This is a genomic window from Sulfitobacter sp. SK011 (assembly GCF_003352065.1).
In the GTDB taxonomy this organism is placed as follows: Bacteria; Pseudomonadota; Alphaproteobacteria; order Rhodobacterales; family Rhodobacteraceae; genus Sulfitobacter.
In genome coordinates, this window is record NZ_CP025803.1 from 3,701,274 (window position 1) to 3,718,016 (window position 16,743).

15 protein-coding genes are annotated in these 16,743 nt (G+C 55.5%); 2 read left to right on the forward strand and 13 right to left on the reverse strand.

Annotation, left to right across the window (positions count from 1 at the left end; translation table 11 throughout):
- Positions 1–445: 445 nt before the first annotated feature.
- Positions 446–1,159, forward strand: a complete 714-nt coding sequence (locus tag C1J02_RS18225) for a DUF5765 domain-containing protein (RefSeq protein WP_114880491.1) — start codon at positions 446–448, stop codon at positions 1,157–1,159.
- Positions 1,160–1,436: 277 nt separating this feature from the next.
- Here the strand turns inward: C1J02_RS18225 and C1J02_RS18230 are convergent, their stop codons facing one another.
- From C1J02_RS18230 to rpsL, 10 genes are all read right to left on the reverse strand, one after another.
- Positions 1,437–1,643 (reverse strand): cold-shock protein, encoded by a 207-nt coding sequence (locus C1J02_RS18230; protein WP_114879837.1) that lies wholly within the window; start codon positions 1,641–1,643, stop codon positions 1,437–1,439.
- Positions 1,644–1,894: 251 nt separating this feature from the next.
- Positions 1,895–2,191: a 50S ribosomal protein L23 gene (locus tag C1J02_RS18235; protein ID WP_114879838.1), complete on the reverse strand. Its 297-nt coding sequence runs from the start codon at positions 2,189–2,191 to the stop codon at positions 1,895–1,897.
- The gene (gene rplD, locus C1J02_RS18240) at positions 2,188–2,805 is read right to left on the reverse strand and encodes a 50S ribosomal protein L4 (RefSeq protein ID WP_114879839.1); all 618 of its coding nucleotides are present in this window, start codon (positions 2,803–2,805) and stop codon (positions 2,188–2,190) included. The genes C1J02_RS18235 and rplD overlap by 4 nt, the downstream gene beginning before the upstream one ends.
- Positions 2,802–3,686: a 50S ribosomal protein L3 gene (rplC, locus tag C1J02_RS18245; protein ID WP_114879840.1), complete on the reverse strand. Its 885-nt coding sequence runs from the start codon at positions 3,684–3,686 to the stop codon at positions 2,802–2,804. The genes rplD and rplC overlap by 4 nt, the downstream gene beginning before the upstream one ends.
- An 18-nt stretch (positions 3,687–3,704) precedes the next feature.
- Complete coding sequence (gene rpsJ / locus C1J02_RS18250; RefSeq protein ID WP_005849850.1) at positions 3,705–4,022, reverse strand: 30S ribosomal protein S10; 318 nt, start codon at positions 4,020–4,022, stop codon at positions 3,705–3,707.
- Between the two features lie 321 nt (positions 4,023–4,343).
- Positions 4,344–4,886, reverse strand: coding sequence for a hypothetical protein (locus C1J02_RS18255; protein ID WP_254693155.1), 543 nt, complete (start codon positions 4,884–4,886; stop codon positions 4,344–4,346).
- Between the two features lie 203 nt (positions 4,887–5,089).
- Complete coding sequence (tuf, locus tag C1J02_RS18260) at positions 5,090–6,265, reverse strand: elongation factor Tu (protein ID WP_114879841.1); 1,176 nt, start codon at positions 6,263–6,265, stop codon at positions 5,090–5,092.
- A gap of 89 nt (positions 6,266–6,354) precedes the next feature.
- Positions 6,355–8,481, reverse strand: coding sequence for an elongation factor G (gene fusA, locus C1J02_RS18265; protein WP_114879842.1), 2,127 nt, complete (start codon positions 8,479–8,481; stop codon positions 6,355–6,357).
- A gap of 80 nt (positions 8,482–8,561) precedes the next feature.
- Complete coding sequence (gene rpsG / locus C1J02_RS18270) at positions 8,562–9,032, reverse strand: 30S ribosomal protein S7 (RefSeq protein WP_025054308.1); 471 nt, start codon at positions 9,030–9,032, stop codon at positions 8,562–8,564.
- Positions 9,033–9,119: 87 nt separating this feature from the next.
- The gene (gene rpsL / locus C1J02_RS18275; RefSeq protein ID WP_009828243.1) at positions 9,120–9,491 is read right to left on the reverse strand and encodes a 30S ribosomal protein S12; all 372 of its coding nucleotides are present in this window, start codon (positions 9,489–9,491) and stop codon (positions 9,120–9,122) included.
- 397 nt (positions 9,492–9,888) lie between these two features.
- On the opposite strand from rpsL, the gene C1J02_RS18280 reads away from it, so the two are divergent.
- A complete protein-coding gene (locus C1J02_RS18280; RefSeq protein ID WP_114879843.1) occupies positions 9,889–10,695 on the forward strand; it encodes a putative rhamnosyl transferase in 807 nt (268 codons plus the stop codon).
- A gap of 10 nt (positions 10,696–10,705) precedes the next feature.
- Here C1J02_RS18280 and C1J02_RS18285 read toward each other — a convergent pair whose 3' ends face one another.
- The 3 genes from C1J02_RS18285 to rpoC all read right to left on the reverse strand — a co-directional run bounded on the left by C1J02_RS18285 (position 10,706) and on the right by rpoC (position 16,741).
- The gene (locus C1J02_RS18285) at positions 10,706–11,575 is read right to left on the reverse strand and encodes a DMT family transporter (RefSeq protein ID WP_114879844.1); all 870 of its coding nucleotides are present in this window, start codon (positions 11,573–11,575) and stop codon (positions 10,706–10,708) included.
- Positions 11,576–12,391 (reverse strand): glycosyltransferase, encoded by an 816-nt coding sequence (locus tag C1J02_RS18290; RefSeq protein WP_114879845.1) that lies wholly within the window; start codon positions 12,389–12,391, stop codon positions 11,576–11,578.
- A gap of 108 nt (positions 12,392–12,499) precedes the next feature.
- Complete coding sequence (gene rpoC, locus C1J02_RS18295) at positions 12,500–16,741, reverse strand: DNA-directed RNA polymerase subunit beta' (RefSeq protein ID WP_114879846.1); 4,242 nt, start codon at positions 16,739–16,741, stop codon at positions 12,500–12,502.
- Positions 16,742–16,743 lie beyond the last annotated feature (2 nt).

The window sequence follows — 16,743 nt, forward strand, 5'->3', positions numbered from 1 at the left end:
CCGCTCTCTGTTATTTCCGCCCCCTCCCCGGACCCCACCTGGAAAGTCAGCAAAACAAGGGAAATCCGCTGTTGGGAAAACGTCGGTATTGCGTCGGTGCAAGGGTCGGAAAAGCGCCGGGTCAAGGATGCGTGCGCGGCGAGGCATTAACACACCCCGGTGCCGACCGGAGCATGCGCTCGGCACATGCCGATCCAATGAAGAAGCCCGTAATTGCCTGAAGTCCGCTTTGCGGACGTTGCTGCCCTTCGCTTCTGATCTGTGAATGCCTGCTAAATCGTCTTTCCAGCCATTGGTGCAAAAGCTCGCATGAAATTGGTGGTCTGAACTACTTGACGAACAAGCCAACCTCTGCGGCCTCGCAGTCACAAAGGCTTCCAGATCAGAGACCCTTGCTAATGTGTCCAATCTTGAGGCACGGTTGATCGAACAGGAGGTATTTGCCATGTGTTGGAGCGCAACGGCGTCTGTCGCGATGGTGGCATTGGGCGGCGCTGCAGTCGCGGTCACAGCGATGCGCGGTGAACCGAAAGCGATTTGGATCACTCTGGGCTTTTTCACCGTGATGGAGGGTTTGCAAGCCGTTGGATATGCAGTTGTAGATGAATGCTCGAACCCCGCAAACCAATCGATTACATTGCTGTCCTATCTACACATTGCCTTTCAGCCCTTGTTCATCAACGCTTTTGCAATGGCAATTGCACCATCCCCGGTGCCGAAGTGGCAGGCACGCAGAGTATATGGCCTTGCTGCTCTCGCCACAGGATTCATGCTGCTGAAACTGGTTCCGCTACAGGCACTTGGCAATTGCACGCCCGGGTCGCCACTTTGCGGGCTACAAACTTGCCTGATCTCAGGCGATTGGCACATTGGCTGGATTTTGCCGCTCAACGGTTTCATGGAAGGTTTCAGCTCGACCTTTGGTATCCACATCTGGTTCCCAGCCTATTTTCTTGCTGTTTTTGCCCTGCCTCTTTGGTACGGCGCATGGCGCTTTGCGTTATTTCATTTGTTGATCGGACCATTTCTCGCCTTCGCACTGACGACCAACCCAAATGAACAACCCGCAATATGGTGCCTGTTCTCGATTGGTATCATCTTGGTGTCGCTTAGTTCGTTTATCAGGGTCCGGGTGATGGGCGCGCATCAGCCAGCGTGAAATTAATCAAAAAGCCTGTTTCCATCAAACCTGCCCGAGGACATCATTACTCCTGTGTAAAACAGGCTATCAAGAGCTGGGACTGACACTCTGCTTTGCTCAGCTAATAGGTCGTAAGGCAGCTTTTCCGCGGTTTCAGGTCATTTGTGCAGCGTGCGGCATCCGGGACTCTGGGCTCGAAACTGACATTTGCTGCAAATAAAAAAGGGCGTAGCCCTAAAGCCACGCCCTTCCAATTCTCTTCCAATCATCAGCCCCCGAAGGAGCCAACCAAAGCTTACGCCAGAACGATGTTCGTCGCGGACTCGCGACCGTCACGGCCTGCTTCGATGTCGAAAGTTACTTTTTGGTCATCGTTCAAACCGGTCAAACCAGCTTGCTCAACGGCAGAGATGTGCACAAACACGTCTTTGCTGCCGCCATCGGGAGCGATAAAACCGAAACCTTTAGTGGTGTTGAACCATTTTACTGTACCAGTGGCCATTATTGTATTCCTTGTATTTACTGCCCACAGAATGCGGCAGGTCGGCTAAGTCATAAAGATCGTAAGACTGAGCCGTAAGGAGCAGTAATTCCGATAGATATAGTAACGTCGCACCGCTCACATGGGGCATTGGCCGCACAATAGCAAGCATCTTTATTCACAAGGGCTTAACCCGCCCGTACCCGCCGCCGCCTAAATGCAAAAGGCCCCCGCGGGTGCGAGGGCCTTTCAATCATGCTTGTCTGACCCGATCAGAGACCGGTGGAGACGTCGATGGTGTTGCCTTCTTCGAGCGTCACATAGGCCTTTTTCACGTCCTTGCGGCGGCCCATCTGGCCCCGGAAACGTTTGACCTTGCCTTTGGTGATGGTCGTGTTCACGGCCTTCACCTTGACACCAAAGAGCGCCTCAACGGCCTCTTTGATCATCGGCTTGTTGCTGTCCATCGCGACTTCGAACACAACGGCATTGTGCTCTGACGCCATGGTGGCTTTTTCCGTGATGATCGGCTTGCGGATCACGTCGTAGTGAGTGTGCTTGGCGGTCATTTCAAACGGGCCTCCAGTGCTTCGATACCTGCTTTGGTGATCACGAGTGTATCACGCTTGAGGATATCATAGACGTTTGCACCCATCGTTGGCAGGATATCCAGACCCTCGATGTTACGTGCGGCTTGCAGAAAGTTCTCATTCACGGTTGCACCATCAATGATCAATGCGCGCTTCCAGCCTAGGGATTTCACCTGTTTGGCCAAAGCGGCGGTTTTCCCATCGGATGAGGCGTCGTCAATGATGACCAATGATCCCGCTTTCATCTTGGCAGAAAGCGCGTGGCGCAGGCCAAGCTTGCGGAACTTTTTGGTCAGCTCGTGGCCGTGGCTGCGGGGCGTTGGGCCCTTATAGATACCACCACCGCGGAAGATCGGTGCAGAACGTGCGCCGTGGCGTGCGCCGCCGGTGCCCTTCTGGCGATAGATCTTCTTGGTCGAATAGCTGACCTCGCGACGAGTCTTTACCTTGTGCGTACCGGCCTGCGCGTTGTTGCGCTGCCAGCGCACGACGCGGTGCAGGATGTCGGCGCGTGGCTCAAGGCCAAACAGGGCCTCGTCCAGATCTACCGAACCGGCCTTGCCGCCGTCGAGTTTGATGACATCAAGTTTCATTCGTCACCTTCCTTCTTCGTAGGGTCCAAAGTCTCGCTTTGGTCACCGGCTTCTGCTTTGTCAGACGCAATATCGGCCTCTGCGGCTTTCAGTGCTTCTGCTTCGGCTGCTGCCTGCTCTTCAGCAAGGCGTGCTGCTTCTGCTTCGGCTTCGGCTGCTGCGGCTGCGGCGGCTGCTTCAGCGGCTTTCGCGGCTTCTTCTGCGGCAGATTTCAGAGCGGCTGGCACGATGGCGCTTTCAGGGAACGGCTTTTTCACCGCATCCTTGACAGTGACCCAGCCCCCTTTGGAGCCAGGCACAGCGCCCTTGACCATGATCAGACCACGCGCAGAGTCCGTTTTGACAACTTCGAGGTTCTGTGTGGTGACACGGGCAGCGCCCATGTGACCGGCCATTTTCTTGCCTTTGAAAACCTTGCCGGGATCCTGACACTGACCAGTCGAACCATGTGAACGGTGAGAGATCGACACACCGTGTGTCGCCCGCAGACCGCCAAAGTTGTGGCGCTTCATCGCACCGGCAAAACCTTTACCGATAGATGTGCCTGCAACGTCAACATACTGACCTGCGAAATAATGGTCCGCGATGATTTCCTCACCAACGTCCAGCATCGCATCCGCATCAACGCGGAATTCAGCAACTTTACGCTTTGGTTCAACCTTTGCTGCTGCAAAGTGACCGCGCATCGCTTGGCTTGTGCGTTTCACTTTTGCTGTACCGGCACCGAGCTGAACAGCAACATAGCCGTCCTTTTCGATGGTACGCTGTGCAACAACCTGAAGGTTATCGAGCTGAAGAACGGTCACAGGGATCTGCTTGCCGTCTTCCATGAACAGACGGGTCATGCCCATCTTTTTTGCAATAACGCCTGAGCGCAACATGATATTACCCTCCTACGTTTATGACTGCAGCTTGATCTCGACGTCCACACCAGCGGCGAGGTCGAGCTTCATCAGCGCGTCAACGGTCTGGGGGGTCGGATCAACGATATCCAGCAGGCGCTTGTGCGTGCGGATTTCGAACTGGTCACGTGATTTCTTGTCTACGTGGGGGCCACGCAGAACAGTGAATTTTTCGATCTTGTTCGGCAGCGGAATGGGGCCGCGAACAGATGCGCCGGTGCGTTTGGCAGTGTTGACGATTTCCTGAGTGGAGGCATCAAGCACCCGGTAATCAAACGCCTTCAGGCGGATGCGGATGTTCTGGCTTTGAGCCATGTGCATATCCCTTACGATTGGGATGTCAACGGATTGGAGGGGAAGCGCTCATCGCCCCGCCTCATCGCGTCTTGGTGTGTAAGTGAAACGGGGCGCAATGGATGCACCCCGAGTCAGTGAGGGTGCTATAGGGGAGTGGGGTCGGGGTGGCAAGGGGGATTTACAGAACTCAGAACCTACTTGGCTGAGTCAGGGGGTGCCAGAATTTCAGATGCCAAATTTCGGCAATTCACTGCTTGTTGCCGAGACAGCCGGTTGTTTTGGATGAACCGGGCCTGAAAGCTGGCTTTCAGATTATGTCCGGATTCTCAGGACGCACAGTCACTCCACCCGTTTCAAAAACGCCTTGATCTCTTTTTCGGGAAGGTGGTGAGCGCTTCTGCGGAACACCAGATCCAAACCGCCCTCCGCCAGCGTCCGATGATATTCCTGCATTTCGTAATCCCCCGCCTCATTGATGAAAAGCGAAAAAACCGTGAATGTATCATCCTCAATCCGGGCCCAGACATAGGGCTCTCCCGCCAATGGATTAAGGGGAACGGCTTTCCCGAAAACATTGTTTTTCATCGCTGAGCCGTAAATATTGGCCCTGTCGCTTGGGACAAACTCAATGGTGTAGGTCTTTTCCTTTTTCCGCCCATCGCTCTTGTAGGTCACGGACGTCCAGGTGAGGCTAAAGCCCTTTTTTGTGGGCTCAATCGTCGCGCTCATGTCGCGGTGTTCGTTTTTTCCTTCATAGAGGAATTCAGCAGTCCCGGAATACGTCCCAAGAAACCGGTCAATATCCGCCGCCAACCCCATGGCGGGCAGCATGGCAAACAACAGAATGAACACGTGGCGAAGGTAAGGAAAAAAGCATTTCATGATCATATGATAGCGCAGTTCGAACCAGATGTCAGCGCATGACGGCGGTTTTGGCCAAATTGTGATCTCACCCTATTACGTTCTTGCAGGTTCGCTGGTGGCCGTTGGAGGCTGACTGGTGTTGGCAACGCAAAAGGCCGCAGCATGGGCTGCGGCCTTTTGATGTTTCAGATGCGGTTGCGTGCCCTGATGCGGGCCGCGGCTTACTCGGTGATTTTGGAAACCACGCCCGCACCCACGGTCCGGCCACCTTCGCGGATCGCAAAGCGCAGCCCGTCTTCCATCGCAATTGGTGCGATCAGTTCAACGTCGAACTGAAGGTTGTCGCCCGGCATCACCATTTCTGTGCCCTCGGGCAGGTTCACGGTGCCGGTCACATCCGTTGTGCGGAAGTAGAACTGCGGACGGTAGTTGGCAAAGAACGGCGTGTGACGGCCACCCTCTTCCTTGGTCAGGATATACGCCTCGGCGGTGAACTTGGTGTGCGGGTTGACCGACTTTGGCTTACACAAAACCTGGCCACGCTCCACGCCTTCACGCTCGATGCCGCGCAGCAGCACGCCAACGTTGTCGCCTGCTTCACCACGATCCAGCAACTTGCGGAACATTTCAACGCCCGTGCAGGTCGTCTTTTTGGTGTCGCGGATGCCGACGATTTCAATCTCGTCGCCCACGTTGATCACGCCACGCTCGATCCGGCCGGTCACAACCGTACCACGACCAGAGATCGAGAACACGTCTTCAACCGGCATCAGGAACGGCTGATCCACGGCGCGTGCGGGGGTCGGGATAAACTCGTCCACAGCCTTCATCAGTGCACGGATCGAATTTTCACCGATCTCGGGGTCGCGGCCTTCCATGGCTGCCAGCGCAGAACCGGGGATCACCGGCATGTCGTCGCCAGGGTAATCGTACTTCGACAACAGCTCGCGGATTTCCATTTCAACCAGTTCCAACAACTCTGCGTCGTCAACCTGATCAACCTTGTTCATGTAAACAACCATCGTCGGGATGCCCACCTGGCGGCCCAGCAGGATGTGCTCGCGGGTCTGTGGCATCGGGCCGTCGGCCGCGTTCACAACCAGGATCGCGCCGTCCATCTGTGCGGCACCGGTGATCATGTTCTTCACATAGTCGGCGTGGCCGGGGCAGTCGACGTGCGCATAGTGACGGTTTTCCGTCTCATATTCCACGTGTGCCGTCGAAATCGTGATCCCACGGGCTTTCTCTTCGGGCGCGCCATCAATCTGGTCATACGCCTGAAAATCACCAAAATACTTGGTGATCGCCGCCGTCAGCGTCGTCTTGCCGTGGTCAACGTGACCAATCGTGCCAATGTTAACATGTGGCTTATTACGTTCAAACTTTGCCTTACCCATGGGGAGGTCTCCTTGGTTTTGTGTTGGATGGTGGGTCTGAAACCCACCCTACAGTTTGGGTAGGGCGGGGTTATGCCCCGCCATCCCGGTTATGCAAATTTGGCCTGAATCTCGTCAGAGATGTTCTGTGGTACAGCTTCATAATGGTCGAACTGCATGGAGAAGTTCGCCCGTCCCGATGACATCGACCGCAGGGTGTTGATGTAACCGAACATGTTGGCCAGAGGCACGAATGCGTCGATTGCAATCGCGTTACCGCGTGTGTCCTGACCCTGAACCTGACCGCGACGTGAGGTCAGATCGCCGATGATGCCGCCGGTATATTCTTCCGGTGTGACAACTTCGACTTTCATGATCGGTTCCAGCATCTTGGCACCCGCTTTGCGCATGCCTTCGCGCATACCCATACGGGCCGCGATTTCAAACGCCAGAACGGAGCTGTCCACGTCGTGGTACTTGCCTTCGATCAGCGCCACCTTGAAGTCGATGACCGGGAAGCCCGCCAATGGACCGGAATCCATAACGGATTTGATACCCTTTTCGACGCCCGGAATATATTCCTTGGGCACCGACCCACCAACAACGCGCGACTCGAAAGAATACCCTTCGCCCGGCTCTGTTGGCATCAGGATCATCTTCACTTCCGCGAACTGACCAGAACCACCCGACTGCTTCTTGTGGGTATAAACCACCTCAGCTTCACGAGAGATCGTTTCACGATACGCAACCTGTGGGGCACCAATGTTGGCCTCCACTTTGAATTCGCGCTTCAGACGGTCCACGAGGATGTCCAGGTGCAATTCGCCCATGCCCTTCATGATGGTCTGACCGGATTCCAGATCAGTTTCCACACGGAAGGATGGGTCTTCGGCTGCGAGACGTGCCAGACCTGCTGACATCTTCTCCTGGTCGGCTTTGGTCTTTGGCTCAACCGCAATCTCGATCACCGGATCGGGGAACGTCATCGTTTCCAGAACCACCGGATCAGACGGATCACACAGGGTATCCCCTGTTGTGGTGTCTTTCAGACCTGCAAGCGCGATGATGTCACCGGCCCATGCTTCTTCGATCTCTTCACGGTTGATCGAGTGCATCATCATCATACGACCGACGCGCTCTTTCTTGCCTTTGGTCGAGTTCAGCAGGTTGTCGCCTTTCTTGAGCTTACCCGAATAGACGCGGGTAAAGGTCAGAGAGCCGACAAAGGGGTCGTTCATGATTTTGAACGCAAGACCAGAGAACGCCATATTGTCATCGGCGCGGCGCGGGATGTCGCGCGTTTCTGTCTCATCACCAGGTTTGAAACCCATATAATCAACAACGTCCAGCGGGCTGGGCAGATAGTCGATCACAGCATTGAGCAAAGGCTGAACACCCTTGTTCTTGAACGCGGAGCCACACAGTACCGGAATGAACTTGATGGCCAGCGTGCCTTTGCGGATCAGTTTGCGCAGGGTATCGACGTCCGGCTCGGCACCGTCCATCAGATAGTTTTCCATCGCTTCATCGTCCATCTCGACCGCTGTTTCGATGAGATGCGCACGCCATTCGTCTGCTGTGGCCTTCAGGCTGTCACGGATCGGCTTTTTGACCCAGCTTGCGCCCAGATCTTCGCCTTCCCAGACCCATTCTTCCATGGTGACAAGATCGACCATGCCTTCCAGTTCGGTTTCAGCACCGATTGGAATTTGGATCGGCGCAGGCGTGGCACCTGTGCGGTCTTTGATCATCTTGACGCAGTTGAAGAAATCAGCGCCGATCTTGTCCATTTTGTTTACGAACACGATGCGCGGCACTTTGTACCGGTCGGCCTGACGCCAAACGGTTTCTGTCTGCGGCTCAACACCGGCGTTGGCGTCCAGAACAGCAACCGCGCCGTCAAGAACAGCCAAGGACCGTTCAACTTCGATGGTAAAGTCAACGTGACCGGGCGTGTCGATGATGTTCATGCGGTATTTGGTGTCAGATGTGCCGTCTGATGTCGGCTCTTCCTGACGCTGCCAGAACGTGGTTGTCGCAGCGGATGTAATGGTGATCCCGCGTTCCTGTTCCTGCTCCATCCAGTCCATCGTTGCGGCACCATCATGGACCTCGCCGATGTTGTGGGATTTGCCTGTGTAAAACAGGATGCGTTCGGAACATGTGGTCTTGCCGGCATCAATGTGAGCCATGATGCCAAAGTTGCGGTAGCGTTGGAGCGGATAGTCGCGTGCCATGGGAAAGCTTCCTCAGGAGTGTCTGAAAAGGTGTGTTGCGCCCCGAACGGGCGCAACGTCGTCGGGATACCCCGACGTGATTACCAGCGGTAGTGGCTGAACGCTTTGTTGGCGTCGGCCATTTTGTGTGTATCTTCGCGCTTTTTAACGGCTGTACCACGGGACTGGACAGCGTCCATCAATTCGCCTGCAAGGCGCTCTTCCATGGTATTTTCGTTGCGCGAACGGGCGGCTTTGATCAACCAGCGGATCGCCAATGCCTGACGGCGCTCGGGGCGCACCTCAACAGGCACCTGATAGGTGGCACCACCAACGCGGCGTGACCGTACTTCGACGGAGGGCTGGATGTTTTCCAGCGCTTCGTGAAACACTTCGATCGGTGCGCGTTTGATCTTGTCTTCAACGCGGGTCATTGCGTTGTAAACGATACGCTCTGCGACCGACTTTTTACCGTCGATCATCAGGTTGTTCATGAATTTGGTCAAAACCAGATCACCATACTTGGCGTCTGGCAGTACTTCGCGTTTTTCAGCGGCGTGACGGCGTGACATGTCGTTGTCTTCCTCTTGGCGGGGGCAAAGCAGCGCTTTGCCTTACGTGTCGGATGGTAAGGTGGGGGCATCCCCCACCCATGGCGATTACTTCGGACGCTTGGCACCGTATTTGGAACGGCGCTGTTTGCGGTCTTTCACGCCTTGCGTATCCAGAACACCGCGCAGGATGTGGTAACGCACACCGGGAAGGTCTTTTACGCGACCGCCACGGATCAGAACCACAGAGTGCTCCTGAAGGTTGTGGCTTTCACCCGGGATATAGCTGATGACCTCAAAACCGTTTGTCAGGCGCACTTTGGCAACCTTACGCATGGCAGAGTTCGGCTTTTTCGGTGTCGTTGTATAGACGCGCGTACATACGCCACGTTTTTGCGGACACTGCTCAAGGTGCTGTGACTTCGAGCGTTTGATTTTCGGCTGGCGCGGTTTGCGGATCAGCTGTTGGATCGTTGGCATTCCGGTTTTATCCCCGTTTAGCTTCACATTTGATACATGGAGGTCACACCCCCATGCGGTTTCGATTTCGGTGCTTTGCGTTACACAAAGCAAAAACACCGCCACGTTCCCGTACCGAGGAAAACGAGGCAGTGGGGCTACAGAGGACCGGGTCAGCATTAGACCGGATCGTGACCACTTAAGTTATGATGTCGGACCTGCAAGCATGAACCTGCTCCCGAGATATGCGGGCGTATAGGGGGTTGGCGGCGGGGTGTCAACAGCACCAGCCAGATGTTCGCGCCTCCCCCGCCCGCGCGAGGTTTTGCGGGCATTGAACCTTGCCTACGGATGCCCATGCCTTACATATTTGCGCTGATATGGACAGCCCACCAAGGCCAGACAAGGATCATGCGTCATGCAAGCCATCGGATTATGCCGATTTTCCTATCCGGCCATCGGTGGCTTTCAGGTTGAACATGACAGCATCGAGGAAAGAATCGCGTATCTTTATGGGGAGCATCGCCTCAACGAACGGTTTCAGCTTTTCGAAACGGTTGCTCTGCCGGGCCTCAAGGCGCAGACCGATCCAAATTTCAGCCTGATCATTGTGATTGGCGACCAGTTTCCGGCGCGGCACGAAAAACGGCTTGAGGATTTGATTGCGGACTTTCCCCAGGCGCTGATCCACAGGGAACCACCGCGCAATCAGCGTGAGGTGATGAAAGAGATCCTGAATGAGGCGCGGCTTGATCCAACTGACCCCTGCCTGCAATTTCGCTTTGACGATGACGATGCGGTGTCCGTGGATTTCGTTGAAAAACTGCGCAAGGCAACGCGGGATTGTGCGCCGCTGCTCAAGCAACACAAGACCGTCGCGCTTGATTGGAACATGGGATACGTCGCTGAATTTGGCGCGCGGGGCATCCGCGCGGCTCAGACTTTTCGGCAGTTCTATACCGCCGCTTTGGGCATGTATGTCAAAGGCAATTGTCCCCTGACCATCATGAATTTCGCCCATGACAAAATCCCAAGGTTCATGCCCGCGGTTTGTTTTTCTGACCCGCCCATGTGGGTGCGCAGCCACAACACATCAAACGATTCACGGCAAAATCAGGTACCGAATACCGCTCTGTCAACGCTGACTGCTGACGAGGAAACCCTGTTCCGCGATCGCTTTGCCATCGACATTGGCCATGTGCGGCAGGTGTTTTCAGCGCGTTGAAACCTTGGGTTCACGGGGATGGTGAAACCCTGCGTTCTCGGTAGAGTGTGAAGATGCCTGTCACCACCACGATGAACGCCCCCGTCAGAGTCAGCCAGCCCGGCCAGTCACCAAACACAAACCACCCCAAGAGCAACGCCCAGATCAGTCCGGTATAGCGGAAAGGTGCGACAAACGACACATCCCCGACCCGCATCACCTGAATGGAAAAGAAATAGCCACCCAAAACAAAGACCGACGCACCGGCGATCATCAGCCCCAGATCACGCGTGATCGGCACCCATGGGTCGCTGAGCGATGCAAGTCCCGCAGCGATGGTGATGGAACCGGCAGTCACAAGCGTCACCGTCATCGACGGGACCCCCTTTGACAATTGCCGGGTCGCCAGATCGCGCACCGTCACACAAACCACCGCGATCAGCGCATAAATGGACCAGATATTGAACCCAGCCGCCCCCGGTTTGACAATCATCATCACGCCACAAAAACCGATCAGAATGGCCAGCATCCGCCGCCACCCCACCGCCTCGCGCAGCACCAGCGCAGACGCCAGCGTAACAGACAACGGTAGCACCTGCAAAATCGCCGTGACATTGCCCAATGGCATGTTGAGCAGCGCCGACAAAAAGAAATACGCCGCGCCAATTTCGGCCCCGCAGCGCAGCGCGATAAAGCCCCAATCGCGCTGTGCGACGTTCAGGTGCATTGGACCAAGCCGCCCTTTGGAAACAAGGATCAGCGCGGTGGTCAAAAGCCCCCGCAAAAAGATCAGCTGAAACAGCGGAACTGCACCGTCGGTCAGTTTGATCAATGTATCATTCAGCGTGAAACTGGCCATCGACGCCATCATCAACAATGCGCCGATCATATTGGGGGACATCTACAGTGCCTTTAATTCATCAAGGGTTCGCCCAAAGCCAACACGCAAAACCCGGGCAATCTCGCGACGGCCCAGATCCCCTTGGCGACCTGTGGGTGCCGCCCCGGAATCATTGTCCATGTGCACAGAACGGATGAACATAGGGCGCTCAACCTCTGTCATGCAATCGTAATATTCACCCAGCTTGCGGTGGTTACGTCGAAACACATTTACCGGGTCGCCAACAGGTGCCACCAGCGCAAGGCCAACCCCAAGCGGGGTCTTTTCATACCATTCCGATATCGGCACGTCCTTGTTGCCAATATCAAGGTAGAACCCTCTGTTGAACGCGATGGCGAAGGGCGTGTTGGGGTCGCGCAAAGACAACAACGACCCGGCGATTTTCCCAATGCGTTTGGTGGTGACACGGTGCATTGCATCGTCATCGTCCAACCGGAATGTTGCTGTGTGCGTGGCGTCCGGCTCGTCTTTGATGGCGCCATAGGCATGCCGGATGGCGTTGAAATGGACCAGGGGCGGCAACGATATGATCTGAACTTGCGGCACATCTTTGACCAGATTTTCCAGACGGTCACGCGCGGCATCTGGCAAGCTGTCCCCGATCAAGACCCCAACTTTGAAATCTGAGTTGCGCTGTCGTTTGATCGAATGAAGCGCCAGTTGTTCAAACATGCGAAACCGACGATCCAGTCGTGCAGGATCATACAAGATTTCGCGCACGGCATCCTGGCCCTGCTCTGACATGGCAAAACCACCTTCGGACAGGTACGAGAAACGAACCAGTCCCTTAATCTGCACCTTATAGCGCGCTGCCATGCCTCTGCCCCGGTTATTCTGAGCAGCATATTAGCTGGCAGAGGTAAAAAAAAGGCCCCCAAACGCATCTGCGATGGGAGCCTTGTCGAATTTGGGACTAGTCAGCGATCAATCGCGGCTTTCTTCATCAATGATAACAGTGTCAAACACGTCACCACCGACCAAATCATCGTTTACCGGAGCTGCCAAACGGGCGGCTGCCTCGGCTTCTTCGCGGCGGGCTTCGATCACGACGTTGTCGCGGTCCGCTGCAACCTTGCGCATTTGCATGGTCGCACCGCCCGTACCCGCCGGGATCAGACGACCCACGATGACGTTCTCTTTGAGACCAACCAGTTTGTCCCGCTTGCCCTGTACCGATGCTTCGGTCAGAACACGCGTTGTTTCCTGGAAGGACGCGGCAGAGATGAACGAACGCGTTTGCAGCGACGCCTTGGTGATACCCAGCAAGATCGGCTCGCCTTTGGCAACACGGCCGCCTTTGGACAGCGCCTTTTCGTTGGCAAGATCGAATTCCTGCTTGTCGACGTGTTCGCCCTTCAGCAGCGTGGTGTCACCAGATTCCTGGATTTCCCACTTTTGCAGCATCTGACGCACGATGACTTCAATGTGTTTGTCGTTAATCTTCACACCTTGCAGACGGTACACGTCTTGTACCTCGTCGATCATATAGTCGGCCAACGCCTCAACACCCATGATGGCAAGGATGTCATGCGGCGCCGGGTTGCCGTCCATGATGTAATCGCCCTTTTGAACAAAATCACCTTCCGCGACGGGAATGTGTTTGCCCTTGGGCACCATGTATTCGACCTTCACATCTGCGTCTTCAGAGGACTCAATCGCGATACGGCGCTTGTTCTTATAGTCCTTGCCAAAGCGCACATAGCCGTCGATTTCCGCGATGATGGCGTGGTCCTTGGGGCGGCGTGCCTCAAAGAGTTCGGCCACACGGGGCAGACCACCGGTGATGTCCTTGGTTTTGGCACCTTCACGCGGGATACGCGCAATGATGTCACCCGCCTTGATTTCGGTCTGATCCTCGACGGACAGAACGGCATCAACGGACATCGGATAGGTCACCGGGTTGCCCGCATCGTTGCGGACCGGCTCACCATCGTCACCGACCAAGATCACTTCCGGCTTCAGTTCGTTGCCCTTGGGGGCCGCGCGCCAGTCGATCACGATCTTTTGGGTCATGCCGGTTGCATCATCGGTCTCGTCCTTGACGGCGATACCGGACACAAGGTCGACAAACTTGGTCATACCCGACTTTTCCGCGATGATCGGCAGGGTGTAGGGATCCCATTCAAACAGTTTGTCGCCGCGGGTCACGTTCTGACCTTCTTTAACAAACAGCTTGGTACCGTAACCAACCTTGTGGCTGGCCCGCTCATCGCCGTTTTCGTCAACGATCGACAGCTTCATGTTCCGACCCATGACCATGATATCGCCTGCGGCGTTCTCAAGGGTCATTGCATTGTCAAAGACAACTTTACCGGAATGGCTCGCCTCAAGGAACGACTGCTGACCACCTTGGGCAACACCGCCGATGTGGAATGTCCGCATCGTCAGCTGTGTACCGGGTTCACCAATGGACTGCGCCGCGATAATGCCCACCGCTTCGCCTTGGTTCACCAGTGTACCGCGTGCAAGGTCACGACCATAGCACATGGCGCAGACGCCTTCTTCGGCCTCACACGTCAGTGGCGAACGGATGCGCGCGGATGCCACGGCAGCCTCGTCAATCAGGTCAGCCATACGTTCGTCGATGATGCTGCCTGCGGGGACCAACACTTCGTCCGTGCCGGGGCGCAGGACATCGTCGGCGTTCACACGACCCAGCAGACGCTCGGCCAATGACGACACAACCTCACCATCGTTCACAGCCGCAACAGCCGTGATCGCGGTTTCCGTACCACAATCGTGCATACGAACGATGCAATCCTGTGCCACATCCACCAGACGACGGGTCAGGTAACCCGAGTTCGCCGTTTTCAACGCCGTGTCCGACAGACCCTTACGGGCACCGTGGGTCGAGTTGAAGTATTCAAGAACGGTCAGACCTTCCTTGAAGTTCGAGATGATCGGCGTTTCGATGATGTCGCCGTTCGGCTTGGCCATCAGGCCACGCATACCGCCCAACTGCTTCATCTGAGTGACCGAGCCACGCGCACCGGAGTGGGCCATCATGTAAACCGAGTTTGGTTCACGCTCAGAGCCATCCGCGTCTTTATGGCTGGCGGAGATTGCCCCCATCATCGCGTCCGTCACCTTGTCGTTACACTTGGACCAGGCATCAACAACTTTGTTGTACTTTTCACCCTGAGTGATCAGGCCGTCCATGTACTGCTGTTCAAAGTCTTTGACCTGACCGCGGGTCTCATCGACCAATGGCCATTTGCTGTCAGGGATCAGCATGTCGTCTTTACCAAACGAAATACCGGCCTTGAACGCCTCACGGAAACCCATGGTCATGATCTGGTCACAGAAAATAACCGACTCTTTCTGCCCGCAATAACGATAAACAGTATCGATGACCTGCTGCACTTCTTTCTTGCGCAGCAAGCGGTTGACCAGATCAAAGGGTGCCTTTGCATTCAGCGGCAACAACGCGCCCAAAAGCACACGGCCCGGCGTGGTGTCAAAACGCGTCATGATTTCGTTGCCCTCGGCGTCGATCTGTTTGATCCGCGCCTTGACCTTGGAGTGCAGATGCACCTCGCCTGCGTCCAGCGCGTGCTGAACCTCGTCCACTGTACCAAAGACTTTGCCTTCACCTCTTAGCCCATCACGCTCAAGCGTGGTGTAGTAAAGGCCTAGGATCATATCCTGAGACGGAACGATAATCGGCGCACCGTTGGCCGGGGACAGAACGTTGTTGGTAGACATCATCAGAACGCGCGCTTCGAGCTGTGCCTCAAGAGACAACGGCACGTGCACGGCCATTTGGTCGCCGTCAAAGTCCGCGTTGAAGGCAGAACAAACCAGCGGGTGCAGCTGAATGGCCTTACCTTCGATCAGTACCGGTTCAAACGCCTGAATACCAAGACGGTGCAAAGTAGGCGCACGGTTCAGCATGACGGGGTGTTCGCGGATCACTTCATCCAGGATATCCCAAACCTCGGGACGCTCTTTTTCCACCAGCTTTTTGGCTTGCTTAACTGTTGAAGACAGACCTTTGGCCTCAAGACGTGAGTAGATGAACGGCTTGAACAGTTCCAACGCCATCTTTTTCGGCAGACCGCATTGGTGCAGCTTCAACTCGGGGCCAGTCACGATGACCGAACGACCAGAGAAGTCGACCCGTTTACCCAAAAGGTTCTGACGGAAGCGGCCCTGCTTGCCTTTCAGCATGTCAGACAGCGATTTCAGCGGACGCTTGTTGGCACCCGTGATTACCCGGCCACGACGGCCGTTGTCAAAGAGCGCATCCACAGATTCCTGCAACATCCGCTTTTCGTTTCGCACGATGATATCAGGCGCGCGCAATTCGATCAGACGCTTCAAACGGTTGTTCCGGTTGATCACGCGGCGGTACAGATCGTTGAGGTCAGACGTCGCAAAACGACCGCCATCCAGCGGCACCAGCGGGCGCAATTCTGGCGGGATCACGGGGATCACGGTCAGAACCATCCATTCAGGGCGGTTGCCAGATTCAAGGAAGCTTTCCACAACCTTCAAACGCTTGATGATCTTCTTGGGCTTCAGTTCGCCTGTGGCTTCTTTCAGATCAGCACGCAGCTGGTCCGCTTCGGCCTCAAGATCAATCGCCGCCAGCATTTCGCGGATCGCTTCGGCACCGATGTTGGCGGTGAAGGCGTCCATGCCGTAGGCGTCCTGGGCGTCCATATACTCTTCTTCGGTCATCATCTGACCGTAGGTGAGGTCGGTAAGGCCCGGCTCAATCACAACGTAGTTTTCAAAGTACAAAACACGTTCCAGATCACGCAATGTCATGTCCAGCATCAGGCCAATGCGCGATGGCAAGGACTTGAGGAACCAGATGTGCGCAACAGGTGACGCCAGTTCAATGTGGCCCATCCGCTCGCGGCGCACCTTTTGCAGCGTCACTTCAACACCGCATTTTTCGCAGACAACGCCGCGATATTTCATGCGCTTATATTTGCCGCACAGGCATTCGTAATCCTTGATCGGGCCAAAGATACGCGCGCAGAACAGACCGTCCCGTTCAGGCTTGAACGTCCGGTAGTTGATGGTTTCGGGTTTCTTGATCTCGCCGAATGACCACGACAGGATCCGCTCTGGCGATGCCAGAGAGACCTTGATCTCGTCGAACGTCTTCATCGGCGCGACGGGGTTAAACGGGTTGTTTGTCAGTTCCTGGTTCATTT

What these genes read in the sequence shown, in the direction of transcription:
- C1J02_RS18230 (WP_114879837.1), bottom strand. Translation starts at nt 1,643, where the DNA reads ATGGCCACTGGTACAGTAAAATGGTTCAACACCACTAAAGGTTTCGGT.
- C1J02_RS18290 (WP_114879845.1), bottom strand. Translation starts at nt 12,391, where the DNA reads ATGGCAGCGCGCTATAAGGTGCAGATTAAGGGACTGGTTCGTTTCTCG.
- rpsG (WP_025054308.1), bottom strand. Translation starts at nt 9,032, where the DNA reads ATGTCACGCCGTCACGCCGCTGAAAAACGCGAAGTACTGCCAGACGCC.
- tuf (WP_114879841.1), bottom strand. Translation starts at nt 6,265, where the DNA reads ATGGGTAAGGCAAAGTTTGAACGTAATAAGCCACATGTTAACATTGGC.
- rpsJ (WP_005849850.1), bottom strand. Translation starts at nt 4,022, where the DNA reads ATGGCTCAAAGCCAGAACATCCGCATCCGCCTGAAGGCGTTTGATTAC.
- rplC (WP_114879840.1), bottom strand. Translation starts at nt 3,686, where the DNA reads ATGTTGCGCTCAGGCGTTATTGCAAAAAAGATGGGCATGACCCGTCTG.
- C1J02_RS18280 (WP_114879843.1), top strand. Translation starts at nt 9,889, where the DNA reads ATGCAAGCCATCGGATTATGCCGATTTTCCTATCCGGCCATCGGTGGC.
- C1J02_RS18285 (WP_114879844.1), bottom strand. Translation starts at nt 11,575, where the DNA reads ATGTCCCCCAATATGATCGGCGCATTGTTGATGATGGCGTCGATGGCC.
- C1J02_RS18255 (WP_254693155.1), bottom strand. Translation starts at nt 4,886, where the DNA reads ATGAAATGCTTTTTTCCTTACCTTCGCCACGTGTTCATTCTGTTGTTT.
- rpsL (WP_009828243.1), bottom strand. Translation starts at nt 9,491, where the DNA reads ATGCCAACGATCCAACAGCTGATCCGCAAACCGCGCCAGCCGAAAATC.
- fusA (WP_114879842.1), bottom strand. Translation starts at nt 8,481, where the DNA reads ATGGCACGCGACTATCCGCTCCAACGCTACCGCAACTTTGGCATCATG.
- rplD (WP_114879839.1), bottom strand. Translation starts at nt 2,805, where the DNA reads ATGAAACTTGATGTCATCAAACTCGACGGCGGCAAGGCCGGTTCGGTA.
- rpoC (WP_114879846.1), bottom strand. Translation starts at nt 16,741, where the DNA reads ATGAACCAGGAACTGACAAACAACCCGTTTAACCCCGTCGCGCCGATG.
- C1J02_RS18235 (WP_114879838.1), bottom strand. Translation starts at nt 2,191, where the DNA reads ATGACCGCCAAGCACACTCACTACGACGTGATCCGCAAGCCGATCATC.
- C1J02_RS18225 (WP_114880491.1), top strand. Translation starts at nt 446, where the DNA reads ATGTGTTGGAGCGCAACGGCGTCTGTCGCGATGGTGGCATTGGGCGGC.